At 73.9% G+C, this 23,667-nt stretch carries 22 protein-coding genes; 15 read left to right on the plus strand and 7 right to left on the minus strand.

The annotated features are described in order from the left end of the window. The first annotated feature begins 108 nt into the window (after positions 1-108). Entirely contained in the window at positions 109-1,734 is a 1,626-nt protein-coding gene (locus DFJ69_RS25885) for an alkaline phosphatase D family protein (protein ID WP_211328750.1), read from the plus strand. A 5-nt stretch (positions 1,735-1,739) separates the two neighbouring features. Here the strand turns inward: DFJ69_RS25885 and DFJ69_RS25890 are convergent, their stop codons facing one another. The 7 genes from DFJ69_RS25890 to DFJ69_RS25920 all read right to left on the minus strand — a co-directional run bounded on the left by DFJ69_RS25890 (position 1,740) and on the right by DFJ69_RS25920 (position 11,181). After that, positions 1,740-3,416, minus strand: coding sequence for a CocE/NonD family hydrolase (locus DFJ69_RS25890; RefSeq protein ID WP_116024996.1), 1,677 nt, complete (start codon positions 3,414-3,416; stop codon positions 1,740-1,742). A 46-nt stretch (positions 3,417-3,462) separates the two neighbouring features. Further along, on the minus strand, positions 3,463-4,602 hold the full coding sequence (locus DFJ69_RS25895) for an acyl-CoA dehydrogenase family protein (protein WP_116024997.1): 1,140 nt from the start codon (positions 4,600-4,602) through the stop codon (positions 3,463-3,465). Positions 4,603-4,653: 51 nt separating this feature from the next. Further along, positions 4,654-5,823, minus strand: coding sequence for a winged helix DNA-binding domain-containing protein (locus tag DFJ69_RS25900; RefSeq protein ID WP_116024998.1), 1,170 nt, complete (start codon positions 5,821-5,823; stop codon positions 4,654-4,656). A 10-nt stretch (positions 5,824-5,833) separates the two neighbouring features. Then, complete coding sequence (locus tag DFJ69_RS25905; protein WP_116024999.1) at positions 5,834-6,166, minus strand: hypothetical protein; 333 nt, start codon at positions 6,164-6,166, stop codon at positions 5,834-5,836. 110 nt (positions 6,167-6,276) lie between these two features. Beyond that, the gene (locus DFJ69_RS25910) at positions 6,277-7,536 is read right to left on the minus strand and encodes a hypothetical protein (RefSeq protein ID WP_116025000.1); all 1,260 of its coding nucleotides are present in this window, start codon (positions 7,534-7,536) and stop codon (positions 6,277-6,279) included. A gap of 70 nt (positions 7,537-7,606) precedes the next feature. Beyond that, the gene (locus DFJ69_RS25915; protein WP_116025001.1) at positions 7,607-9,400 is read right to left on the minus strand and encodes an ABC transporter ATP-binding protein; all 1,794 of its coding nucleotides are present in this window, start codon (positions 9,398-9,400) and stop codon (positions 7,607-7,609) included. Continuing rightward, a complete protein-coding gene (locus tag DFJ69_RS25920) occupies positions 9,397-11,181 on the minus strand; it encodes an ABC transporter ATP-binding protein (RefSeq protein ID WP_116025002.1) in 1,785 nt (594 codons plus the stop codon). Before DFJ69_RS25920 ends, DFJ69_RS25915 begins: the two co-directional genes overlap by 4 nt. 799 nt (positions 11,182-11,980) lie before the next feature. On the opposite strand from DFJ69_RS25920, the gene DFJ69_RS25925 reads away from it, so the two are divergent. The 14 genes from DFJ69_RS25925 to DFJ69_RS25985 all read left to right on the plus strand — a co-directional run bounded on the left by DFJ69_RS25925 (position 11,981) and on the right by DFJ69_RS25985 (position 23,277). Further along, positions 11,981-12,187 (plus strand): cold-shock protein, encoded by a 207-nt coding sequence (locus DFJ69_RS25925; RefSeq protein ID WP_116025003.1) that lies wholly within the window; start codon positions 11,981-11,983, stop codon positions 12,185-12,187. A 150-nt stretch (positions 12,188-12,337) separates the two neighbouring features. Beyond that, the gene (gene hisI / locus DFJ69_RS25930) at positions 12,338-12,715 is read left to right on the plus strand and encodes a phosphoribosyl-AMP cyclohydrolase (RefSeq protein WP_116025004.1); all 378 of its coding nucleotides are present in this window, start codon (positions 12,338-12,340) and stop codon (positions 12,713-12,715) included. A 2-nt stretch (positions 12,716-12,717) separates the two neighbouring features. Beyond that, the gene (locus DFJ69_RS25935; protein WP_116025005.1) at positions 12,718-13,314 is read left to right on the plus strand and encodes a TIGR02234 family membrane protein; all 597 of its coding nucleotides are present in this window, start codon (positions 12,718-12,720) and stop codon (positions 13,312-13,314) included. A 51-nt stretch (positions 13,315-13,365) separates the two neighbouring features. Next, positions 13,366-13,524 (plus strand): hypothetical protein, encoded by a 159-nt coding sequence (locus DFJ69_RS34490; RefSeq protein WP_170177780.1) that lies wholly within the window; start codon positions 13,366-13,368, stop codon positions 13,522-13,524. A gap of 1 nt (position 13,525) precedes the next feature. Further along, positions 13,526-14,191: a response regulator transcription factor gene (locus DFJ69_RS25940; RefSeq protein WP_116025006.1), complete on the plus strand. Its 666-nt coding sequence runs from the start codon at positions 13,526-13,528 to the stop codon at positions 14,189-14,191. Positions 14,192-14,210: 19 nt separating this feature from the next. Then, entirely contained in the window at positions 14,211-14,639 is a 429-nt protein-coding gene (locus tag DFJ69_RS25945) for a DUF2752 domain-containing protein (RefSeq protein WP_116025007.1), read from the plus strand. 111 nt (positions 14,640-14,750) lie between these two features. Continuing rightward, entirely contained in the window at positions 14,751-15,557 is an 807-nt protein-coding gene (gene trpC, locus DFJ69_RS25950) for an indole-3-glycerol phosphate synthase TrpC (protein WP_116025008.1), read from the plus strand. Positions 15,558-15,651: 94 nt separating this feature from the next. Beyond that, a complete protein-coding gene (gene trpB / locus DFJ69_RS25955) occupies positions 15,652-16,899 on the plus strand; it encodes a tryptophan synthase subunit beta (RefSeq protein WP_211328752.1) in 1,248 nt (415 codons plus the stop codon). Further along, complete coding sequence (gene trpA / locus DFJ69_RS25960; RefSeq protein ID WP_116025009.1) at positions 16,896-17,726, plus strand: tryptophan synthase subunit alpha; 831 nt, start codon at positions 16,896-16,898, stop codon at positions 17,724-17,726. Before trpB ends, trpA begins: the two co-directional genes overlap by 4 nt. Positions 17,727-17,929: 203 nt before the next feature. Then, a complete protein-coding gene (locus DFJ69_RS25965; protein WP_211328754.1) occupies positions 17,930-18,619 on the plus strand; it encodes a MauE/DoxX family redox-associated membrane protein in 690 nt (229 codons plus the stop codon). An 85-nt stretch (positions 18,620-18,704) separates the two neighbouring features. Beyond that, positions 18,705-19,505: a DsbA family protein gene (locus DFJ69_RS25970; protein WP_116025010.1), complete on the plus strand. Its 801-nt coding sequence runs from the start codon at positions 18,705-18,707 to the stop codon at positions 19,503-19,505. 74 nt (positions 19,506-19,579) lie between these two features. After that, on the plus strand, positions 19,580-20,332 hold the full coding sequence (locus DFJ69_RS25975; protein WP_116025011.1) for a DsbA family protein: 753 nt from the start codon (positions 19,580-19,582) through the stop codon (positions 20,330-20,332). 56 nt (positions 20,333-20,388) lie between these two features. Then, a complete protein-coding gene (gene lgt / locus DFJ69_RS35025) occupies positions 20,389-22,344 on the plus strand; it encodes a prolipoprotein diacylglyceryl transferase (protein ID WP_211328756.1) in 1,956 nt (651 codons plus the stop codon). Between the two features lie 249 nt (positions 22,345-22,593). Continuing rightward, on the plus strand, positions 22,594-23,277 hold the full coding sequence (locus DFJ69_RS25985; protein WP_147312414.1) for a hypothetical protein: 684 nt from the start codon (positions 22,594-22,596) through the stop codon (positions 23,275-23,277). Positions 23,278-23,667 lie beyond the last annotated feature (390 nt).

Below are 23,667 nucleotides of genomic sequence, written 5' to 3' on the forward strand. Positions count from 1 at the left end.
TTCCCCCTGTTCAAAGCCGGTGTGAAGCCCCCGGACCGGGTGACGGCGGGATGAACTGTCGGCGTGGGGCCTTCCCGGGACGGCGAAAGATGACTAGTTTTCGCGTCTGTGACCACTCTTGATCGTCGTGCGTTCCTTCGCGTGGGCGGCGCCGGGGCGCTGGGCGCCTCCTCGCTCGCCCTCCTGGCGGCCGGCGGGCTTCCCGCGCACGCCGGGGCGAGCCGGTACTTCCGGCACGGGGTGGCCTCGGGCGACCCGCTGCCCGAAGCGGTCATCCTCTGGACCCGCGTGACCCCCACCGACGAGGCGACGCCCGGCTCCGGCCGGGGGCCCGTCGTGGACGTCGCCTGGCAGGTGGCGCGCGACGCGGCGTTCTCCAATGTCGTGGCCCACGGCACCGTCCGTACCGGCCCGGACGCCGACCACACGGTCAAGGTGGACGTCGGGGGGCTCGCACCGGACTCCTCCTACCACTACCGCTTCGTGCTGGACGGCGACGCGTCCGCGGTGGGCCGCACCCGGACCGCGCCGGCGGCCACCGCGTCCGTCGACGCGCTGCGCTTCGGCGTGGTGTCCTGCTCCAACTGGGAGGCCGGGTACTTCTCCGCCTACCGGCACCTGGCGGCGCGCGACGACCTGTTCGGGGTCATCCACCTCGGCGACTACATCTACGAGTACGGCACCGGCGACTTCGACGCGGGCGGCGACGTGATCCGCCGGAACGAGCCCGCGCACGAGATCCTCTCCCTGGCCGACTACCGGATGCGGCACGCGCTCTACAAGACCGACCCCGACCTGCAGGCCGTGCACGCGCGCCACCCGTTCATGATCGTCTGGGACGACCACGAGGTCGCCAACAACGCCTGGTCCGGCGGTGCGGGCAACCACGACGAGGTCACCGAGGGGCCGTACGCCAACCGGCTGGCCGCCTCCCGCAAGGCGTACTTCGAGTGGATGCCGGTCCGCGTCGGTCCGGGCGGCACCATCCACCGGCGGCTGCGGTTCGGCCGGCTGGCCGAGCTGACCCTGCTCGACCTGCGGGGTTACCGCTCCAAGCAGGCGAGCGGCGGCGCGGTCGACGACCCGTCGCGCACCATCACCGGCGACGCGCAGATGAGCTGGCTGAAGTCGGGGCTGTCGGCCAGTGCGGACGAGACCTCCTGGCGGCTGATCGGCAACTCGGTGATGATCAGCCCGGTGGCGCTCGGCTCCGTGCCGGCCTATCTGCTGGGACCCCTGGGCAGGTTGCTGGGCCTCCCGGCCGGCGGCATGGCGGTGAACTCCGACCAGTGGGACGGCTACACCGCCGACCGCCAGGAACTGCTGGGCCATCTGCACGGCGGCCGGATCGAGAACACCGTCTTCCTCACCGGCGACATCCACACCTCCTGGGCCAACGACGTGCCGCTCACCGCCGCGACGTACCCGGTCTCGCCGTCGGTGGCGACCGAGATGGTGGTCCCGTCGGTGACCAGCGACAACATCGACGACATCCTCGGCGTCCCGGCCCGGACGCTGACGCTGATCGCCGAGGGCGCGGTCCGGCTCACCAACCGGCACGTCCGCTGGTCGGAGCTGGACTCCCACGGCTACGGCGTGATCGACGTGACCGACGAACGCGTCCGGATGAGTTACCACGCCCTGTCCGACCGCACCCGGCCGGACGCGACGTCGTCGCTCATGGCCTCGTTCGCGGTGGGCGACGGGACGCAGCGGCTCACCCGGCTGAGCTGATCCGGTCAGCCGGCCTCGGCCTCGGGGTCGGCGACCGTCCGTTCGGCGGAGCGCTCGACCACGGGCAGCAGGAGCGCCGACGGCCGATCGGGGTCGTGGAACACCTCCTGGCGCGCCGGGACCCGTACCGCGGCGCTGCCGAGCGGGTCCCCGGTGCCGGGATTGGCGGCCACCATGGGGAACGCGCCGCTGGTCACGTGGACGCGCAGGCGGTGACCGCGGCGGAACCGGCGGGCCGTCGGCCACAGGTCGACGGTCACCCCGCGCACCCCGTCGACGTCGGCGGGCGGGTCTCCCGGCCGCAGCCGCAGCCCGCCCTCGCACACGTTGAGCGAGGTGCCGTCCGGGGCGACGTCGCACAGCCGGACCACGAAGTCGGTGTGCTCGCGGTCGGAGCGCACGTACAACTCGGCGGTGACCGGGCCGATGACGTCCAGGCCGGCGCGCAAGGGGGCCGAGGTGAACGTCAGCACGTCGGGGCGTCTCTCCAGCGGCCGCTGGTCGGCCGGCCCGCACCTGCCCAGCAGGCTCGGCCCCGTCAGCGCGGGTGTCGGGTCGGCGGGGTCGAACCGGTAGGCGCTCGGGCCGCCCGTGTGCGGGCCGCTCTCATCGAGCCCGAGACCGGGCTGCAGGTGCCAACGCCGGTGCCGCATCCCGGGCGGCGGCCAGTCATGGTAGTCGCGCCACTGCTTGGCCCCCGTGACGTACACCCGTACGGGATCGGCGCGCAGTCCGGAGGGGTCGCCCTTCAGATGGGCGCGGAACCAGGCCAGCGACTCCCGCAGCGACGCCACCCCCTGCCGGGCGTCGGCGTGCCACCAGGGGCCGATGGTCAGGTACGGGTTCCGCCCGGCCGCGCGCAGCGCCGCGTAGTCCTTGAGCTGCCAGGGCAGGAAGATGTCGTACCAGCCGCCGAGCAGGGTGACCGGGGCGGTGACGTCCCCGACCGTGGCGGCGAAGTCCCGCGTCCGCCAGTAGTCCGCGCCGGGCTTGTCGTTGACCAGCAGGTCCTGGTAGAACCGCACGGCCGCGCCGGTCGCCAGCGCGTCCAACTCGGCCAGCGGGCGTCCGGTGCGGGCGGCCCGGCGCGCCCGCCGCTTGGACAGCAGCGCCCCGTTGATCATCCCGAGCCGGGTCTCCTGCCGGGACGTCAGGTCCGACCACATCAGGACGGTCTCCAGCGCGAACGACCCGCCCACGTACGCCGCGTCCCGGAAGGAGGAGGCGGTGACCTGCGCCGACATCGCCTTCAGCGCGGGTCCGGCCTCGGCCGCCAGCGCCCAGGCGGCGTACCCCAGGTAGCTGGCGCCGTAGGTGGCGAACGACCCGCCGAACCACGGCTGCGCGGTGAGCCACTCCACCGTGGCCAGCCCGTCCTCCCGCTCGCCGCCCAGCGGGTCGAACTCCCCGCCGGACCCGAACGTGCCGCGCGTGCTCTGCACCACCAGTTGGAACCCGAACGGCACGAACGGCAGCCCGTTGATCACCGCCGGGAGCCCGCGCCGCCCGTACGGGGTGCGGACCAGGATGGTCGGCGCGTGCGGCATCCCGGCGGGCGCGTACCGGTCGGCGAGCAGCGTGACCCCGTCGGGCATCGGCACCGGGAGGTCGCGTTGGACGGTGTAGCGGAAACGGCCGCGGGGGAGCGGGAGCCGGGCCGGCAGGCGTTCCGTGAGGGGCATGCGCGTCCTCCTCCGAGCGGGCTACTCACTGGTAACGGTAGCTCGTTCAACGCGCCAGATGCCGTGCGATCACCATCCGCTGGATCTGGTTGGTGCCCTCGAAGATCTGCATGACCTTGGCCTCGCGCAGGAACCGCTCGACCGGGAAGTCCCTCGTGTAGCCGAAGCCGCCGAGCACCTGCACCGCGTCGGTGGTCACCCGCATGGCCGCGTCCGTCGCCACCAGCTTGGCGATCGACGCCTGACGCGCGAACGGCAGCCCCCGATCCCGACGGCGGGCGGCCTCCAGGTAGGTGGCCCGCGCCGACTCCACCGCCGCCGCCATGTCGGCCAGCAGGAAGCCCAACCCCTGGTGCTCGATGATCGGCCGGCCGAACTGCACGCGCTGCCGGGCGTAGGCGACGGCCTCGTCCAGCGCCCCCTGCGCCAGCCCCACCGCGCACGCGGCGATGCCCAGCCGCCCCGAGTCCAGCGCCGACAGCGCGATGGGGAAGCCCTGCCCCTCCGCCCCGATCCGCCGCGTGACGGGCACCCGGGCCCCGTCGAAGCGCAACTCCGCCGTCGTGGAGCCGGTGAGGCCCATCTTGCGTTCCGGCGGCCCGGCGGACATGCCCTCCACGGCCCCGTCGATCAGCAGGGCGCTGATGCCCCGGGAGCCCTCGTCGGAGGTGCGCGCGAACAGCACGTAGAAGTCGGCCTCGCCGCCGTGGGTGATCCACGACTTGGTGCCGGTGATCACGTAGGAGTCGCCGTCGCGCACCGCCCGGGTGCTCAGCGCCGCCGCGTCGGACCCGGCGTGCGCCTCCGAGAGCGCGTACCCGCCCAGCAGTCCGCCGCCCAGCAGCTCCGGCAGGCGTTCGCGCTGCTCGTCGTCGCCGAACGCGGCCACGGGGTAGCACGCCAGCGTGTGGACGCTGACCCCGACCGCCACGGACGCCCAGACCGCCGCGATCTCCTCCAGCACCTGGAGGTACACCTCGTACGGCTGGCCCCCGCCGCCCGCGTCCTCCGGATACGGGAGGCCCAGCAGCCCCGAGCGTCCCAACAGCCGGAACATCCCGCGCGGGAAGTCCTCCTCGGCCTCCGCGCGGGCGGCGCGCGGGGCCAGCTCCGCGGCGGCGATCTCGCGGGTCAGCTCGATGAGCTGCGCCGCCTCCTCGGTGGGCAACAGGCGCTCGGCGGGCATCGGGGGCTCCTCTCGTCACCACCGATGTTAATGACCGTTAACGCGCGCCGGTCACCCGGTCAGTTCCCGCTCCAGCGGCGTCCGGAAACGGGGCGTCACCCGGACCTCCCCGAGGTACCCGGCCATCCGGGCGCGTTCGACCTCGATCACCGCGACCGCGTCGGCGCCCACGTCCTCCAGGAGGCGGAGCGCGATCTCGCCGTCCTTGCGCTGGGCCCATCCGCCCACGATGCGACCGTTCCACCAGACCGTCGGCCCGATGTTGCCCGTGCGGTCGAACAGGGCCTCCCGGTGCTCGCCCAGGTACCACTCACGACCCGCCCAGCCCATCGGCGTCGGGTCCAGGGAGGGCAGCAGCGCGGCCCATGGGCCGGGGTCGGGCACCGGCTCCTCGTCACCCGGGAGCAGCAGGCCCGTGACGCCGCCGAGATCCACCTCCGCGGGGCCGATCGCGGCCAGCGCCTTCTTCACCTCGACGGCCGTCCAGCCCGTCCACCACTTCAGGTCGGCGACCGGCGCGGGCCCGTACGCGGCCAGCCAGCGGCGCGCCAACTCCGCCCGGGCCTCCTCGGGGGAGGGGCGGGCCATGCCCTCGGGAAGCCACCGCTCGACCGGCGACCACCGGTACTGGCCGCTGAGCCACGAGCCCAGCGGGCGGCCCCGGACGATCTCGCCCTCCATGGCGAGCAGGCCCAGCACCCGACCGGTGAGGTTGGTGGGCCGGGAGTACGCCTTGCCGGGGGCCGGGTCGTACCGCAGCTTGAGCCGGGGTTCGGCCTCGGCGAGCTGCACGGCGGTGGCCTCACGGCGTTCCACCAGCGCCCGGCGGGTCGACGCGGCCACCTCGTCGAGCCAGCGCTCGTCGCCCAGGCCGGCCTCCGCGAGCTGTCGGACGAGGCTCCGGCGCTCCCGCACCGCGACCGCGTCGGTGCAGGCCGCCTGCACCACGGGGGCCAGCCCGTCCGGCACCACGAACATCGTCCGGCGCATGCCCAGCATCCGCAGCACGGAACGGTCGTCGTACAGCGCCCGCTCCACGTCCGCCGACGTGCCCGCGACGGTCCGCGCCGCCACCGACAGGAACACCGTCGCCGGGTCCGTGGCGTGCAGCGCCACGACCGCGCCGGCGATCGTGGGGACGTCGTCGCTCCGCACCGCCGGGGCGAGCCGGTGGCGCACCGCCAGCCGGGCCCGCCGCTCGACCGCGTCGAACACTCGCACGGCGGTCGGATCAGCCGCCCTGGGCGATCTTGACGACCACCTTGTCCTGCGTGACGGACTGGATCGAGACGCTGAAGCCCTCGACCTGCTGCTGCCCGTCGACCGGAACGGTGACCTGCTGACCGGCCACCTTCAGGGTCACGTTGTTGCCCTGGACGTTCACCAGCTCGGCCTTGACGCCGAGGATCGAGGCGTTGGCGTCGACGCCCCGGTCGAACGTCACCGTGCAGGCGTTGATGGAGCAGTCCGTCGAGGTGCCCTCGCCGCCGCACGCGGCGACCGTGCCGAGGGGCAGCAGAACGAGGGGGACCACGGCGATCAGACGACGCAGGGGAAGGATCATGCCGCAGAGTCTACGGGGCCTCGCACCCGCCGGGCGCCCCTCTCCGGGGGGACATCCCACCGGCCCGGATACCACGAAGGTGCCACCCGACGCACGGTCGGGAGGAGGATTCAGAACATCAGCCGGTCGGACGCGGCGGCGCGGACCTGCGGCTCCTCGGCCGGGTCGGAGTGCAGCCGATGGAACCGCAGCCGGGTGTCGTCGGTGAACGGAGCCGAGGACACCGCCACCCGGCGGGTGTCGTCCTCGCAGTCCCACAGGGCCTCGACGGCGTAGGTCTCGGCGGTGTGCGGTGCGGTGCGGGTGAGAGCGGTCAGCACGCGCGGTCTCAGATACGAATACGACGAGTCGGTCCAGGTCTTCTTCAGCAGCGGCACGGCCTCACCGGCGCGGAGCCTGCCCAGGCCCTCCACGGGCGAGGCCGCGGCCCCCCACGCCTCGCGGGTGACGGCGGCTTCGAGCTCCCCCATGAGGATCGGAATGTCCTGATGGGTGCCGTGACGCGACAGTATGCACAGGGCCAGGGCCTCGCAGCCCGCGTGGGCCCGCGCCCAGGCCCGCGCCCTGGGCAGCGCCTCGGACCCGTACTCCCGAAGCGCCCTGCACAACGCGCCGCCCCACCGTCCGTCGCTCTGCGGCAGCAATTCCTCCGCCAGGTCGAGCAGCGCCGGGGTCCGTCGCCTCCCCAGCTCGAAGATGGCGGCCACCGCGCCGTCGTCGTCGGGGCGCCGCGCCAGATCCAACAGCTCCGACTCCGAACTCGCCGAACGATCACCGCCCGTACGGCCCTGCCGCCGGGGCCGGGGGACGCCCGTGCCGCCGCCCGGCCGCCGCCGCCCCAGCGCGGCGGCGATCTGCGGCCGTCGGCCCGCCCAGGCCCGCAGCACCGGATTGTCCGGATCGGCGACCAGCCAGTCGAGGTCCCCGTCGTCGCAGCGGGCCACGACCAGCCCGTCCAGGCCCTCGGCCAGCTCGGGGTCGCGCAGCCCGACCAGCGCGTCCACCGCCTCGAACCACTGCTCGCCGTCCTCGGCGCACTCGCGCAGCGGCCCGGCCGCCTCCCGCCGGCTCAGCCGGACCAGATCCGCCAGCACGTCCACCGCCAGCCGTCCGTGCCACTCGTCGCCGCCGGCCGGCTCCCGCAGGTGCTCGGCGATCGGCCCGACCGGCAGCTCGAGGTCGACCACCAGCCGCGCGTAGTACAGGGCGCGCGACTCCACCTGCCGGTCCCAGCGGGGATCCCGCCGGATGCAGTCGAAGACCAGCTCCGCGACGCCGGTGGTCGCGGCCGCCCGCCGCGCGGCCCTGCCCAGGCCCCGCTGCAGTTGTCCGTGCAGCGTGCCCGCCGATTCGATGACGACCTCGTTCACTGCGCCAATATGCGCAGACGACCCCAGACCGGGCAAGTGCTTTCCCTCGTCGGACACGGTGCGCCGCCGATCAGATGCGCCGCTGGGCGATCCAGGAGCCGTGCAGGTCCGCGTACACCCCCGGGCGCGCGACCAGCTCGGCGTGCCGACCGCGCTGGACGATCCGGCCGCGGTCGAACACGATCACCTCGTCGGCGGCCTCCGCCGTGGACAGCCGGTGCGCGATCGCGATCGCCGTGCGGCCCCGGGTGACCCCGTCCAGGGCCCGCTGGATGCGGACCTCGGTGGCCGGGTCCACCGCCGAGGTGGCCTCGTCCAGCACCAGCAGGTCCGGGTCGGCCAGGTAGGCGCGGGCCAGCGCCACGAGCTGCCGCTCGCCCGCCGACATCGACTCGCCGCGCTGCCCGACCGGGGTGTCCAGGCCCCGCGCCAGCCCGTCCAGCCAGTCGGCCAGCCCCAGCTCCGTCAACGCCAGCACGACCTCCTCGTCGGTGGCCTCCGGGCGGCCGTAGCGGATGTTCTCGCCCAGCGACGCGTCGAACAGGAACCCGTCCTGCGGCACCATCACGATCCGCTCGCGCAGCGAGGAGAACCGCACCTCGTCCAGCGGCACCCCGTCCACCAGCACCCGGCCCTCCGCCGGGTCCATCAGCCGGGTCAGCAGCTTGGCGAACGTGGTCTTGCCCGATCCGGTCTCGCCCACGACGGCGATCCGCGAACGGGGCGCGATGTCCACCGTCACCTCGTGCAGCACGGGCGGGCCGCCGGGGTAGGAGAACCCGACGTTCTCGAACCGCACCTCGATCGGCCCCCGCGGCAGCTCCCGGCCGGCGCTTCCGGGGTCCGCGACGTCCGGCTCGGTGTCCAGCACGCCCAGCACCCGACGCCAGCCCGCGATGGCGTTCTGCGCCTCGTTGAGCACCTCGGTGGCCACCTGCATCGGCCCCACGAACAGCGTGACCAGGAACAGGAACGCCACCAGCTCGCCCGCGCTCAGGTGCCCGCCGATCCCCAGCAGGGTGCCGGCGATCACCACGGAGGCCGTCGCCAGCGCCGCCACCAGCTCGCTCGACGGGAACGTCAGCGCCACCAGCCCCTGCGCCCGCGTCTGCGCCTTGCGGTAGCCCTCGACCGCCTCGTCGATGCGTCGCCCGGTCCGCTCCTCCGACGCGTACGCCCGGATCACCGAGGCGCCCACCACGGACTCGCTGACCGCCGCGAGCATGTCGGCGACCCGCTCCCGCACCCGCGTGTAGGCGCCCGACAACAGCCGCTGGAACCGCTTCAGCGCCAACGCCAGCGGGATGAACGACACCCACACCAACAGCGCCAGCGGCCACGAGTAGACCGCCATCAGCACGCTGGCCACCACCAACTGCCCCAGCGACACCAGGATCATCAGCCCGCCCCACTGCATGAACTGGCTGATCTGGTCCACGTCACCGGTCACCCGCGACACCAGCGACCCCCGCCGCTCGCTGCTCTGGGTCAGCATCGACAGGTCGTGGACGTGCCGGAACGCCTTGACCCGCAGCGTCGCCAGGCCACCCTCGGTGCTGCGATAGAGCCGCACGTTCATGAGGTACGCCGACAGCGCCGTCACCAGCACCACGGCCGCCGCCAGCAGCACCGTCGTGCGGATGAACGCCACGTCCGGGTCGCCGGACGTCCGGAGCCCCTTGTCGATCGTCTGCTGGACGGCGATGGGGACCACCACCCGGCCCACCGTCGCCACCAGCGCCAGCGCCAGCGTGGCGGGCAGCCCCACCCGGAACTCCGGGCTCAGCCGCAGCCCGCGCCGCAGAGTGCTGATCGCCCCCTCGCCGGCGGCCGTCTCGTCCAGACCCGTGGTCGCGACGCTCATGCGGACACCTCCTCACCCTCGACGGCCTCGCGTTCGGCCTCGGCGCGCTCGTAGGCGTTGACGAGGTTGCGATAGCCCTCGGATCGGTCCAGCAGGTCGGCGTGCGGCCCGCGATCCAGCACCCGGCCGTGCTCGATGTAGACGACCTCGTCGGCCACGGCGATCGTCGCCTTGCGGTACGCCACCACCACCACAGTGGAGCCGGCCCCGCCGTCCTGGGCCACCCGCAGGCCCTCCAGGATGCGGGCCTCCACCTGGGGGTCGACGCTGGACGTGGCGTCGTCCAGGACCAGCAGGCGGGGGCGGCGCACGACCGCGCGGGCCAGGGCCAGCCGCTGCCGCTGACCGCCGGACAGGGTCGCGCCGCGCTCGCCCACCCGGGTGTCGAGCCCGTCGGACAGGGCCGCCACGAACCCGTCCGCCTGCGCCAGCCGCAGCGCCTGCCACACCCGCTCGTCGGGGATGTCGGCGCCCAGCGTCACGTTGCCGCGAACGGTGTCGTCGAACAGGAACGTCTGCTGCGGCACCAGCGCCGCCGTCGCCGCCACCGAGCCGCGCCGGGCGTCACGGGCGTCGACCCCGTCCAGCAGGACCCGCCCCTCGGCGGGGTCGACCAGCCGCACCAGCAGGTTGGTCAGCGTCGACTTGCCCGACCCCGTCGGCCCCACGACCGCGACCGTCCGGCCGGGCTCGGCGGCGAACGACACGTCGTGCAGCACGCGGGCGGCCTCCCCGTCGGCGTCCTCGTACGCGAACCGCACCTCGCGGACCTGCAGCCCGGCGGGCCCGTCGCCGTCCAGGGCGTGCTCGCCGAACGGCAGGGAGCCCTCGGCGTCCAACACCGCGCGCACCCGGTTCCACCCGACGACGCTGCGCGGAACCTCCGCCAGCACCCAGCCCAGCGCCCGGATCGGCCAGGCGAGCAGCGTGAACAGGAACGCCACGTTGACGAGGTCGCCGGCGTTCAGGGCGCCGGCCTCCAGCCGGATCGAGCCGACCAGCAGCACCGCCAGCACGCCGAGGTTCGGCAGCGCCTCCAACAGCGGGTCGAACAGGCCCCGCACCCGCCCGACCGCCACGTTGGCGTCCCGCAGGTCGTGGGCGCGGGCGGCGAACCGGTCGGTCTCGGCCTGCTCACGGCCCAGGGTCTTGATGACCAGGCCGCCCTCGAAGCTCTCGTGCGCCACCTCGCTGACCTCGGCCCGCAACTGCTGGGCCCGGGCCGCCAGCGGCGACAGCCGGCGCTGGTACACGACGTTGATCAGCGCGATGGCGGGGAAGACCAGGAAGCCCACCACCGCCACCGTCACGTCCACCAGCACGATCGAGACGGCCGCCACGATCAGCATGAACACCACGCCCACCGCCATCGGCAGCGGCGCGATCGGCGCCCAGGACGCCTCCACGTCGGCGTTGGCGTTCGACAGCAGTTGGCCGGTCGGGTGCCGGTGGTGCCAGGCCAGCGGCAGTCGCAGGTACTGCCGGGTCACCTCCCGCCGGTACCGCGCCTGCATCCGGTACTGCATCAGCCCGGCGTAGAACCGGCGTCCGGCGACCCCCAGCGCCTTGAGCACCGCGACCCCGATGATCGCCAACGCGGCGCCGGTCAGCGCGCCCGCGGTCGTCTCGCCCTCCCGGAAGGCGGGCAGCATCACGTCCTCGGTCACCCGGCCCAGCACCCACGCGCTGCCCACGGTCATCGCCGCGTACAGGGCGCTCGCCAGCACCGAGAGGGTGAAGACGGCGGGCTCCGCCTTGATCGCGACCCATAGGACCCGCATCCCGGCGCGCAGGATGTGCGGTTCGACCCTCGGTGGCCCTGCTGGCACTGCGTCCTCCTCTCGGGTGGCCGGACCCGCGATGGGCCCGAGTGGGCCGAATCGCGGGGGTACGCCGGGTTCGGCCCGCTCATGCCTACCATCCCGAGGTGTCCCCTTATTCCCGCGCGACGCTCCCCGGCCGGGACCCCACGGCCGGGAGCGGCCCGGGGGACCGCCCCCCGATGACTCTCCGGTGGTCGCGGATCACCGTCCGGAGTGGTCCTCGTGCGTCGCGGGAGTCGGCCGCCGGAGTGCCGCCCGTGCCTGCGGATTCCACTCGGAGCACCGTTGAAAATTGCACGGTTTGCCTCCGGTAAAGGCGCGGTCGAGATGGGTGTGTCCTGGAACGAGCTAAACGCCCTGGGTGTGGCGAAAGGTGACAACAGGACACCGGTGACGGGCCTTGCGGCGGGCCGCCCGGAGGGCCCCTCGCGGCACCGGAGGGGCACGGGGCACGACGATGCGGCGCCACCCCGCGCCTCGGCGCGGAGCGCCGCGAGGTCACGGACGCCTTTAGCCGGACGGGCCATACAGCAGAAGAATCCGGTGCCCTTGTGTCCTCCGCTTTGCTCCCGGCCGGTGATACGGTGGTGTCGTCGGTTGCAGTCGTGGTTCTCGATCGTTTTGTACGAACGTCCGCGGACGATGACAGCGGGCGTTTTGGCTTTTCCGGGACGGTGCCCGGAGGGCGAGGGCGTTTCGCGGTGACCGCACCGGGCCCGCGAGGTGCGGACCCGAGTTTTGCCGCAAGGAGAAAGACATGGCCCAGCAGGGCACCGTGAAGTGGTTCAACGCCGAGAAGGGCTACGGGTTCATCGCCGTCGACGGCGACGGTCCGGATGTGTTCGTGCACTACTCGGCGATTCAGAGCTCCGGCTACCGGACCCTCGACGAGAACCAGCGCGTCGAATTCGAGGTCACGCAGGGTAACCGGGGTCCGCAGGCCGACCAGGTCCGCCCCCTGTAACACCCGAAGACGTCCCACCGGGACCCGCAACCCTCCAGGTGCGGGTCCCGGTGTGCGTCCGCCCCCGTTCGCCCCGTTCGGCCGCCCCCTTTGGCCGCCCTTCGGCGGGTGCGGGGCGGGGCACGGGGACGGGCGGGCACAATAGGGTCCATGTCCCAGCGCCCGTCCAATCTGGACCCGAAGATCGCCGCGCGCCTGAAGCGCGACCCCAACGGGCTCGTGCCCGCCATCGCCCAGCAGTACGACACCGGTGAGGTGCTCATGATGGGCTGGATGGACGACGAGGCCCTGCACCGGACCCTCACCACCGGCCGCTGCACGTACTGGTCCCGCAGCCGCCGGGAGTACTGGGTGAAGGGCGACACCTCCGGGCACCAGCAGTGGGTGAAGTCGGTGGCCCTCGACTGCGACGGCGACGTCGTCCTGGTGAAGGTCGACCAGGTGGGGGCGGCCTGCCACACGGGCGACCGGACCTGCTGGGACGCCGACGTCCTCGAGTCCGTCACCGGTGAACGTCCCGAGAACTGACGATGAATCCTCGCCGTGAGCGGGCCGCGGCCGCGCTGCTGTGCGCGGTCGGCGCCGGGCTCGTGCTGCTGGCCGGCGGCCGGGAGTGGGCCGCGGTCCGCGCCCGCGGCGCCATCACCCCGATCGGCCAGGACCTGACCGGCGGCGACCTGTCCGGCGCCGCCACCGCGCTCGGCTGGGCCGGGCTGGCGGCGCTCGCCGCGCTGTTCGCCACCCGCGGTCCCGCCCGCGCCGCCGTCGGCGCGCTGCTCGTGCTGATCGGCGGCGGCATCGGCTTCACGGCGGTCACCGCGGCCGACCGCCCCCACGTCCTGGACGTCGCGGCGGAGCGCAGCACGCTCCTGCAGCTCGGGGGCGACCCGACGGTCACCACCACGGCGTGGTGGACGGTGTCGCTGGCCGGCGGGGTGCTCCTGGCCCTGGCCGGGGCGCTGGCGTTGACCAGGGGGTCACGTTGGCCGGGCATGTCCGCCCGCTACGATCGGCCCGGCACCGGCCGTGCGTCCGCGGAGGCGTCCGGCGGGGCGGGGGCCGCGCCCGACGACCCGGCCCGCCTCTGGAAGTCGCTGGACCGGGGCGAGGACCCCACGGCGTCGTAGCGGCGGGCACCGGTCCCATGGCACGACCGCACGGGACGACGAGGAGCTTCGATGACCGGCGACGGCTCGGACCGCCGTGACGATCGTCTCCCTCCGCCCGTGCTCGGGCGGGGCATGGTGGACGAGGGCGGGGCACGGGTCCCGCCGTCCGGCGTCGAGCGGACGCCGAGGGTCGACGGGCCGAAGGGCCGACGGGGGTTGACGGACTGACATGGCGGAGGGCGGCGGGCTCATCCTGGTGGCCGAGCACGAGGCCGGCGTGGCCGAACTGGTGCGCCGCTACCTCGTCCGGGCGGGCTTCGAGGCCGAGATCGAGCCGGATCCCGCCCGCGCCCCCGCCACGGTGGCGCGGCTGCGGCCCGACGCCGTCGTCCTCGACCTGTCCGCCGACCCGGGACCGCCCGGCGACCTCTACCGCCGGGTGAGCGAGGCCGCCGGGGACGCGCCCGTGGTGTGCGTCGTGCCCGACGAGGGCTCCGCCGAGGCGGGCGCGCCGAGGGCGCAGGCGCTGGTCCGTCCCTTCGGGCCCCGGGAGCTCGTCGACGCCGTCGCGGTCGCCCTGCGCGGTCGCGGGGCCGTCGACGACGCCCACGTGCTGCGGGCGGGCGACGTCAGACTGGATCCCGAGGCCCGTTCGGTGACCGCGGGCGAACGGTCCGTGGCGCTCACCGCGACGGAGTTCGACCTGCTGCGGTTCCTGATGGGACGGCCCGGTCGGGTCTTCACGCGAGAGCAGTTGCTGGCCGCCGCGTGGGATCCGGCGGCGAGCGCGGGCAACCGCACGGTCGACGTCCACATCGCGCAGTTGCGCGCCAAGCTCGGCGACTCCAGTCCCCTTCGCACCGTGCGGGGCGTCGGCTACGCCGTCGATCCCTGACGCTCCGTAGGCTGGAGCCATGACGCACGTCGGCGTGGGCCCCGGGGGAGGCGTCGCGCGCAGGCTGGCCGGGCCGTTCCTGGTGTTGGGCGGCGTCGCGGCGGCGGTGACCCTCGTCGCCGTCGTGGACCCGCACGAGCCGGGCCACTACCCGATTTGCCCGCTGTTGTGGGCGACCGGCCTGTACTGCCCGGGCTGCGGCACCCTGCGCATGGTCAACTCCCTGGCGCACGGCCACGCCGCCGCCGCGTTCGGGCTCAACCCGCTCGCCTTCGTCCTGCTGCCCGTCTTCGGCTACCTGTGGGGACGCTGGGCGCTCCGCTCGGTGCGGGGGCGGCCGATGGCCTCGCGGTTGCTCACACCCCCGGCGGCCTATGGGTTCGTGGCCGTCGTGGTCGTCTACTGGGTGCTCCGCAATCTGCCGTTCGCGGACGTTCTCGCGCCCTGACCGGCCCCTGACCGCGTCGGACCGTTCCGGGGCAGGGCCGGGTGGCGGAGCCCCGAACCGCGGGGGCTACGATCGGTGAACGCACAATCCGCAGACTAGGGGGCGTCACCTGTGAGCGTGCTCGACGAGATCCTGGAAGGCGTTCGAGCCGATCTCGCGGAACGGCAGGGAGCGGTATCGCTCGAAGCGCTCAAGGAGAAGGCGGCCGCCGCCCCGCCGGCCCGCGACGCACTGGGCGCCCTGCGCTCGGACGGCGTGTCCGTGATCGCCGAGGTGAAGCGCAGCAGCCCGTCCAAGGGCGCGCTGGCCGCGATCGCCGACCCTGCCGCGCTGGCCCGCGACTACGAGTCCGGCGGGGCCAAGGTCATCAGCGTGCTGACCGAGCGCCGCCGTTTCGGGGGCAGCCTGGAGGACCTGGCCGCGGTCCGCGCGAACGTCGACATCGCCGTCCTGCGCAAGGACTTCATCGTCACCTCGTACCAGCTCTGGGAGGCCCGCGCCCACGGCGCGGACCTGGCCCTGCTGATCGTGGCGGCGCTCGAGCAGGACGCGCTGGTGTCCCTGGTGGAACGCGCCGAGTCGATCGGCCTGCTCCCGCTGGTCGAGGTGCACACCGAGGAGGAGGTCGCCCGGGCGCTGGACGCGGGCGCCAGGGTCATCGGGGTCAACGCCCGCGACCTGAAGACCCTCAAGGTCGACCGCAACGTGTTCGCCCGGCTGGCCCCGCTGATCCCGCGCGAGGTCGTCCGGATCGCCGAGTCCGGCGTCCGCGGCCCGCACGACCTGCTCGCGTACGCCTCGTCCGGCGCCGACGCCGTGCTGGTGGGGGAGAGCCTGGTCACCGGGCGGGACCCGAGGGCGGCCGTCGCCGATCTCGTGGCGGCGGGCGCGCACCCGGCGCTGCGCCAGGGCAAGTAGGGTTCTCCCATGGAGCCGCAGCGGGAACGATGGCGCGCCTATCCGAACGCGCACTGACCTCGGATAAGCCCTTTCGTACGGACAGGAACGATCAATGACCACCGACGCCGCGCGCGGCGCTGCCGCCGAGCCCGCGAACCTGCCCGACGCCTCCGGCCACTTCGGCCGGTTCGGCGGCCGGTTCGCGCCCGAGGCCCTGATGGCGGCGCTGGACGAGCTGACCCGCGAGTTCGCGGCCGCCATGCAGGACCCCGCCTTCACCGCCGAGCTGAACGACCTGCTGGCGAACTACGCCGGCCGGCCCAGCCTGCTGACCGAGGCCCGCCGGTTCGCCGAGCACGCGGGGGGCGCCCGGGTGCTGCTCAAGCGCGAGGACCTCAACCACACCGGCTCCCACAAGATCAACAACGTGCTGGGCCAGGCGCTGCTGACCCGCCGGATGGGCAAGCGCCGGGTGATCGCCGAGACCGGCGCCGGCCAGCACGGCGTCGCCACCGCCACCGCCGCCGCCCTGCTCGGCCTGGAGTGCACCGTCTACATGGGCGAGGTCGACACCAGGCGGCAGGCCCTCAACGTCGCCCGGATGCGGATGCTCGGCGCCGAGGTGATCCCGGTGCGGACCGGCAGCCGCACCCTCAAGGACGCCTGCAACGAGGCGTTCCGCGACTGGGTCGCCACCGTCGACCACACCCACTACTGCGTCGGCTCCACCATGGGCCCGCACCCGTTCCCGATGATGGTGCGCGACCTGCATCGGGTCATCGGCGTCGAGGCCCGCGCCCAGGCCCTGGAGCTGACCGGCCGGCTGCCGGACGCGATCGTCGCCTGCGTCGGCGGCGGCTCCAACGCCATCGGCGCCTTCCACGCGTTCATCCCCGACGAGGGGGTCCGCCTGTACGGGTTCGAGGCCGGCGGCGACGGCGTGGAGACCGGCCGGCACGCCGCCACCCTCGCGGGCGGCAGCCTCGGCGTCATCCACGGCATGCGGACGTTCCTGCTCCAGGACGACGACGGTCAGACCCTGGAGACCCACTCGGTGTCCGCCGGCCTGGACTACCCGGGCGTCGGGCCCGAGCACTCCTGGCTCTTCGAGACCGGACGCGCCACGTACCGGGCCGTCACCGACGCCGAGGCGATGGAGGCGTTCGGTCTGCTGTGCCGCACCGAGGGCATCATCCCGGCGATCGAGTCCGCGCACGCCCTGGCCGGGGCGCTGAAGGTCGGCCGCGAGCTCGGCCCCGACGCCGTCCTCCTGGTCTGCCTGTCGGGGCGCGGCGACAAGGACATGCACACCGCCGCCGAGTGGTTCGGATTCATGGACGCCGAGGAGAGTGCCCAGTGACGACGGCCATCGCGTTCGAGAAGGCGAAGGCCGAGAACCGCGCCGCCCTGGTCGGTTACCTGCCCGCCGGGTTCCCCTCCTACGAGGGCGCGGTCAAGGCCGCCACCGCCATGGTGGAGGCGGGCTGCGACGTCATCGAGATCGGCCTGCCCTACAGCGACCCGATGATGGACGGCCCCACCATCCAGGACGCCGTCCACCGGGCCCTCACCGGCGGGGTCCGCATCGCCGACGTGTTCCGCACCGTCGAGGCGGTCGCCGCCACCGGCGCGCCCACCCTCGTCATGACGTACTGGAACCCCGTCGACCGCTACGGCGTGGACGCCTTCGCCCGCGACCTGAAGTCCGCGGGCGGCTCCGGGCTCATCACCCCCGACCTCACCCCGGAGGAGGCCGGCCCCTGGCTCGCCGCCTCCGACGCGCACGGCCTCGACCGGGTGTTCCTCGTGGCGCTCACGTCCACCGAGGAGCGCATCGCCAAGATCACCGACGTCTGCCGGGGCTTCGTGTACGCCGCCTCGCTGATGGGCGTCACCGGCGCCCGCGGCGCCGTCGACACCGGCGCCCCGGACCTGGTCGAGCGCACCCGGGGGGTCATCGCCCGGCGTCCCGAGACCGCCGCCCCGCTGCCCGTCGGACTGGGCCTGGGCGTCAGCGACGGGGCGCAGGCCGCCGAGGTGGCCGGCTTCGCCGACGGCGTGATCGTCGGCTCGGCGTTCATCAAGCGGCTGCTGGACGCCCCGGACGAGGAGTCCGGCGTCCGTTCCGTCCGCGCCTTCACCGCGGAGCTGGCCGAGGGCGTACGAGGCCGGGCCGGCACCGCGTAGACGGCGTCGCCTTGGCACATGGGTGACAAACCCCCACGAGTCGTCGTCGCAGGTGCGCGACCCGGCGCGCAAGCCCCGCCGGCGGCCGAACGGCATGGCAGGATGGGGCCGCGCGCCGGCGGAGCGACTTAACGGCCCCCTTAACGAGGGCGCGCTAGGTTGCGGACGGTGAGATCCGGCCAGGCACAGGGAGACGCACGACGGTGGTCACGGACAAGGCCGAGGGCGGCCTGACGGGGATGGAACCGCTCGAACCGAGTGGCGACGCGCCCGCGGCGGCCCGCTCGACACCGTCGTGGCCGGTGGCCGCGCTCGTCCTCGCGCTGCCGGTCCTGCTCTCCTGGACGGCCTGGGCCGAGATCGGTCCGCAGCCGGTCGGCATCGCCGGCGGGCTGGCCACCGTGCTGGTGCTCGCCTGGGCCGCCCGCTCCGCGCGGGCCGACCAGCTCACCACCACCGCCGCCCGCGTCGGTCTGGCGGTCGTGCTCGGCTGGGCGGGGCTGGCCAAGGCCGCCGAGCCGCCCGCCCTGCAGGAGCTGGCGGTCGAGGCGTACCGACTGCTCCCGGACGGCATGATCACTCCGGTCGGGATCGGGCTGCCGATCCTGGAGATCGTGCTGGCGGCCCTGTTGCTGGCCGGATTCGCCACCCGGTTCACCGCCGCGCTGTCGGGGCTGCTGATGGTGGTGTTCATCATCGGGATCGCCTCGGCCTGGGCGCGCGGCCTGAAGATCGACTGCGGCTGCTTCGGCGGCGGCGGCGAGATCGCCGACCCGCCCTACCTCGGCGAGATCCTGCGGGACCTGGGCTTCCTGGCCCTGGCCGCCTGGATCACGGTCTGGCCCCCCGGCCGGTACGCACTGGACCGCAAGGTCGGACTGTACGAGGACTGATCGTCCAATTCCCCGGCCGCCGGCGGCCCGCTCCGCCCGCGCCGGGCGGTGTGCCCGCGGCCTCGAGCGCACGAAGGAGACGTCCATGAGCAAGGCCGAGCGCGAGCGCAGCGCACGCGAGCGGCTGGCCGAGGAGCGCAAGCGGGAGGCCCAGCGGGCCAAGAAGCTGCGCGCCCTCCTGGTCAGCGGCGGCGCGCTGCTGGTGATCGCCGTCGTGGTGGTCGCGGTGGTCCTGGTGCAGTCCGGCGGCGACGACGACAAGGGCGAGCCCGCGGTGGCGACCGCGCCGCTGAGCCGGCAGGCCGACGGCTCGATCGTGATGGCCAAGCCGGGTGTCACCGGCCCGGTGCTGGAGATCTTCGAGGACTTCCAGTGCCCCGCCTGCGAGAAGTTCGAGGAGGCCAGCGGCAAGACCGTCAAGGAGCTGGCCGCCGAGGGCAAGGTCAAGGTGATCTACCGCCCGTTCTCGCTGTTCTTCCAGGGACAGGAGCCCACCCGGGGCAACTCGATCCGCGCCCTCAACGCCTCGCTGTGCGCCCCCGCCGACAAGTGGGTCGCCTACCACGACAGGCTGTTCGAGGAGCAGGGCCCCGAGACGAGCCAGGGCTTCGGGAACGGCGACCTGGTCACGTGGGGCGAGGAGGTCGGCATCACCGGCGACGCCTTCGACTCGTGCGTCCGTGACGGGCAGAAGAACGCCGAGATCCCGAAGGCCAACGCCGCCGCCCAGAAGGCGGGTGTGGAGAGCACCCCGTGGGTGACGCTGAACGGGCAGAAGCTCGACCAGAACATCACGTTCGTCCCCGGGGCGCTGCGCAAGGCCGTGGAGTCGGCCCCGCCGGCCGCTCCGTCGACCACCCCGTCGGCCTCGGCCTCCTCCGGCTGACCCGGCCGCGCCTCACCGTTCCCGCGCCGCCGCGCCACTAGCCTCGACCTGCGAGAACGTGGATCGGGGGAGTGATGAGCAACGCTGAAGGACCGCGCAGCGCGCGGGAACGGCTGGCCGCCGAGCGGGCCCGGGACGAGGTCCGCGCCCGTCGGCGGCGGGCGCTGGGCATGGTGTCGACCACCGTCGCGGTGATCGCCGTGGCGGTGGTCGCCGCGGTGCTCGTCCGCGGCGGCGACTCCGGCGACCGCCCTCAGGGGGCGCAGGCGCCCACCACCCGGCAGCCCGACGGCTCGATCGTGATGGCCGAGCCGGGGGTCACCGGTCCGGTGCTGGAGATCTTCGAGGACTTCCAGTGCCCGGCCTGCAAGGCGATGGAGGACGCCACCGGCGACACCGTGCGGCGGTTGGCCGCCGAGGGCCGCGTCAAGGTCGTCTACCGCCCCTTCTCCCTCTTCCGGACCGCGCCGGAACCCACCCGCGGCAACTCGCAGCGTGCGCTGAACGCCTCGTTCTGCGCCCCCGCCGATCGTTGGCTCGCCTACCACGACCGACTGTTCGAGGAGCAGGGCCCCGAGAACGCCGTCGGCTTCGAGAACCGGGACCTGGTCTCCTGGGCCGAGGACGTCGGCATCGGCGGCGGCGCGTTCGCCTCCTGCGTGGCCCGGGGCGGCGGCGGGGCCGCGGCCGAGCGGGCCGACGCCGCCGCCCGGAGGGCCGACGTGGAGAGCACTCCCTGGGTGACGCTGAACGGCCGCCGGCTGGACGAGGACGCGGTGTTCACCCCCGAGGGGATCCGTGGGGCGGTGCGGAACGCGGGGCGGTGATCGAGGTCTCCCGGACCGTCCGTCACAGCGCGCCGGAGGCGGTAACGTCATCGCTCATGCAGCCGCTTCCCCTTGCGACGATACCGAGCCCGGACCAGGGCGTGTGGCACGTCGGTCCGTTCCCGCTCCGCGCCTACGCGCTCATGATCATTCTGGGCATCGTGGTGGCGGTCTGGCTGGGCGAACGGCGGTGGACCGCACGGGGCGGGACCCCGGGCGCGGTCATCGACGTGGCGGTCTGGGCGGTGCCCTTCGGTCTGGTCGGCGGGCGGCTGTACCACGTCGTCACCGACTGGCAGCGCTACTTCGGGGAGGACGGCGACCCCGGCCGCGCGCTGCAGATCTGGGAGGGCGGCCTCGGCATCTGGGGCGCGGTGCTGCTCGGCGCGCTCGGCGCGTACATCGGCTGCCGCAGGCGGGGCATCTCGGTCCTGGCGATGGGCGACGCCGTGGCCCCCGGCATCGCGCTGGCCCAGGCCATCGGCCGCTGGGGCAACTGGTGGAACCAGGAGCTGTACGGCCGCCCACTGGACACATGGTGGGCCCTGGAGATCGACCCCGACCACCGTCCCAAGATCCCCGGCACCGACGTCACCGACCCCCGGTACGCCGACGTCGCCTCCTACCACCCCACCTTCCTGTACGAGTCGCTGTGGTGCGTCGCCCTGGCGATCGTCGTCATCTGGGCCGGCCGACGGTACCGCCTCACCCACGGCCGCACCTTCGCCCTCTACGTCGCCGGCTACACGGTGGGCCGCTTCTGGATCGAATGGCTGCGCATCGACGAGGCCCACATGATCACCGGCCTGCGCCTCAACGTCTGGACCGCCCTGATCGTCTTCGCCGGCGCGGTCGCCTACCTCTACCTCGCCCGCAACCGCACCACCCCCGAGACGGTCACGATCAAGGGCACCGAGACCGACCCGTCCGCCCCCGCCCTGCCCCCCGAGACCACCGCCCCCGACCACCCGCCCGCCCCGACCCCGACGTCGGACGAGCCGGCGCCCTCGGTCGACGTGGTGAACAAGGCGACGCCGCCGGCCGAGCCGGTGGACGAGCCCGAGGCTCCGGTCGACGTGGCGGATGAGGCCGAGCCTCCGGCCGACATGGCGGATGAGCCTGAATCCTCGGTCGATGGGGCGGGCGAGCCGGCGTTGCCGGTCGACGTGGTGGATGAGCCCGAGGCTCCGGTCGACGTGGTGGACGATTCCGAGTCGTCGGTCGAGGTGGCGGACGAGCCCGAGCCCTCGGCTGACGTGGTGGATGAGCCTGAATCCTCGGTCGATGGGGCGGGCGAGCCGGCGTTGCCGGTCGACGTGGTGGATGAGCCCGAGGCTCCGGTCGACGTGGCGGATGAGTCCGAGTCGTCGGTCGAGGTGGCGGATGAGCCCGAACCCTCGGCTGACGTGGTGGACGCCCCTGAGGCTCCGGTCGACGTCGTGGATGAGCCTGAATCCATGGTCGATGGGGCGGGTGAGCCGGCGTTGCCGGTCGACGTGGTGGATGAGCCCGAGGCTCTGGTCGACGTGGTGGACGATTCCGTGCCGCCGGTCGATGGGGCGGGTGAGCCGGAGGCTTCGGCCGAGGCGCAGCGCGAACCGGTGCCCCCGGTCGAGGTGGTGGACGAATCCGAGGCGGTGGACGAGCCGGAGTCGACGGTCGGGGTGGTGGAGGGGTCTGAGAGGGGCTCGGCGGCGGAGGAGCCGGCCGACGGGCCTGAGGCGGAGCCGCTGGCCGTTCGTGAATCGGAGGACGCGTCCGGTGACCCGGAGGGCGCGTCGGCCGCCGAGCCGGAGTCCGACACCGAGCCGGAAGGGCGGCCCGGGGCGGAGGATGCGTTCGAGGAGCCCGAGGTGGAGGCGGAGGCGGAGCCTGTGGCCGACGGAGGCGGGGAGTCCGAGGTGGGCGACGGCGGGACCGCGGGCGCCGAGGGCGAGGGCGACCGCGCGGAGCGGGGCGGCGAGCGCGCGGGCGGAGGGCGGGAGGCGGAGTCCGTCAAGGACTCCGGCTGACCGTTCACCCGCCGAGGGCGCACCGGGAAGTGGATGTAACGGCCTTTTCGGCACGCCGGGGCCGCCCGTGGCGATAAGCTCACCGCTGGTGATCCACGTCCGCGAACCGGAGGCGAAGTGAGCGAATCGGGCTCACGCACGACGACGCACAAGGCAGGGGAAGACGACTTCTTCCCGGGCGACCGTCCCCGGTCGTCCAGGTCCCGAGGGTCGAGGAAACCGCTCATCGGGGCCGCGGTCGGAGTGGCGGTGGCCGCCGCCGCGGTCGCCGCGGTCGCGGCCGGCGTGTTCGTGATGGGCGGCGACGAGAAGGGCGGCGGCGGCGCGGAGCGGGCGGACGTCCTGCCGACCGTCTACACGCCCTCCATGGCCGACCGGGACACCGCCAGGCTCGGGCGGCGTTCCGTCGACCCCCGCCCGCTGACCGAGGGCGAGGTCTTCACACCCGCCCTGAAGACGGTCTCGTACCGTTCGCTGGTCCTGACGCTGGCGGACTCCGACGTGTCGGCCGACTGCAAGGCCGTCACCTGGGGCGAACGGTTCCAGGCCGACCTGGACCAGCACGGCTGCAACCAGATCGTCCGGGGCTCCTACGTCAGCCGGGACAAGCGGCACGTGGGCCAGTTCGCGGCGGTCAACCTGGCCGACCAGGCGGGCGCGGAGCAGGTCGTCCGGGACCTGAACCCGGCGGCCGAGGCCGGCTTCGTGCGGCCGCTGCCCGCGCCGGGCATGGGCCCGTTCGGGCGCGGCTTCAGCGCCGCCTACGCCCAGGCGTACGGCCACTACGTGGTGGTGGCGTGGGTGCAGCGGGCCGGGGGGGCGCAGCCCGCCTCGCTGAACGAGATGATCGACGTCAGTCTCGCGGTGGAGAAGCCCGGCGACTTCGTCTGGGGCCGGCTCCAACTGCTTCCCGATGCCGGGAGGACGAACTGACCGTTCCCTCGCCCGCGTCCCGCGACTATCCTCCCGGCACGTGAGGAACGACGACCCCGGCGCCCGCCGGACCGGCACGGGCGGCCCCCTCCGGGGCAGGCCGCCGGCGACCGACCCTCGGCGCGTCCCGGAACCCCGACGCAGCCCCGAGCCCCGCCGCGGAACGGACCCGCGGCGCGGCCTCGAAGGGCGCGGCGGGCCCCCCGGCCCACCGCCCCGGCGTCCCGGGCCCGCCGAGCCTCCCCGGACCGCCCGCCCCACGGGCGCGTACCCCGACGGGAGGCCGAACGGCTCGCGACCGTCCGGGCAACGCCCCCCCGAGCCGACCACGGGCGGGACCCCCAAGGGAAGGCCAGCCAAAGGCGGGTCCGCCAAGGGAACGTCCGCCAA

It is taken from the genome of Thermomonospora umbrina (assembly GCF_003386555.1).
Taxonomy (GTDB): domain Bacteria; phylum Actinomycetota; class Actinomycetes; order Streptosporangiales; family Streptosporangiaceae; genus Thermomonospora; species Thermomonospora umbrina.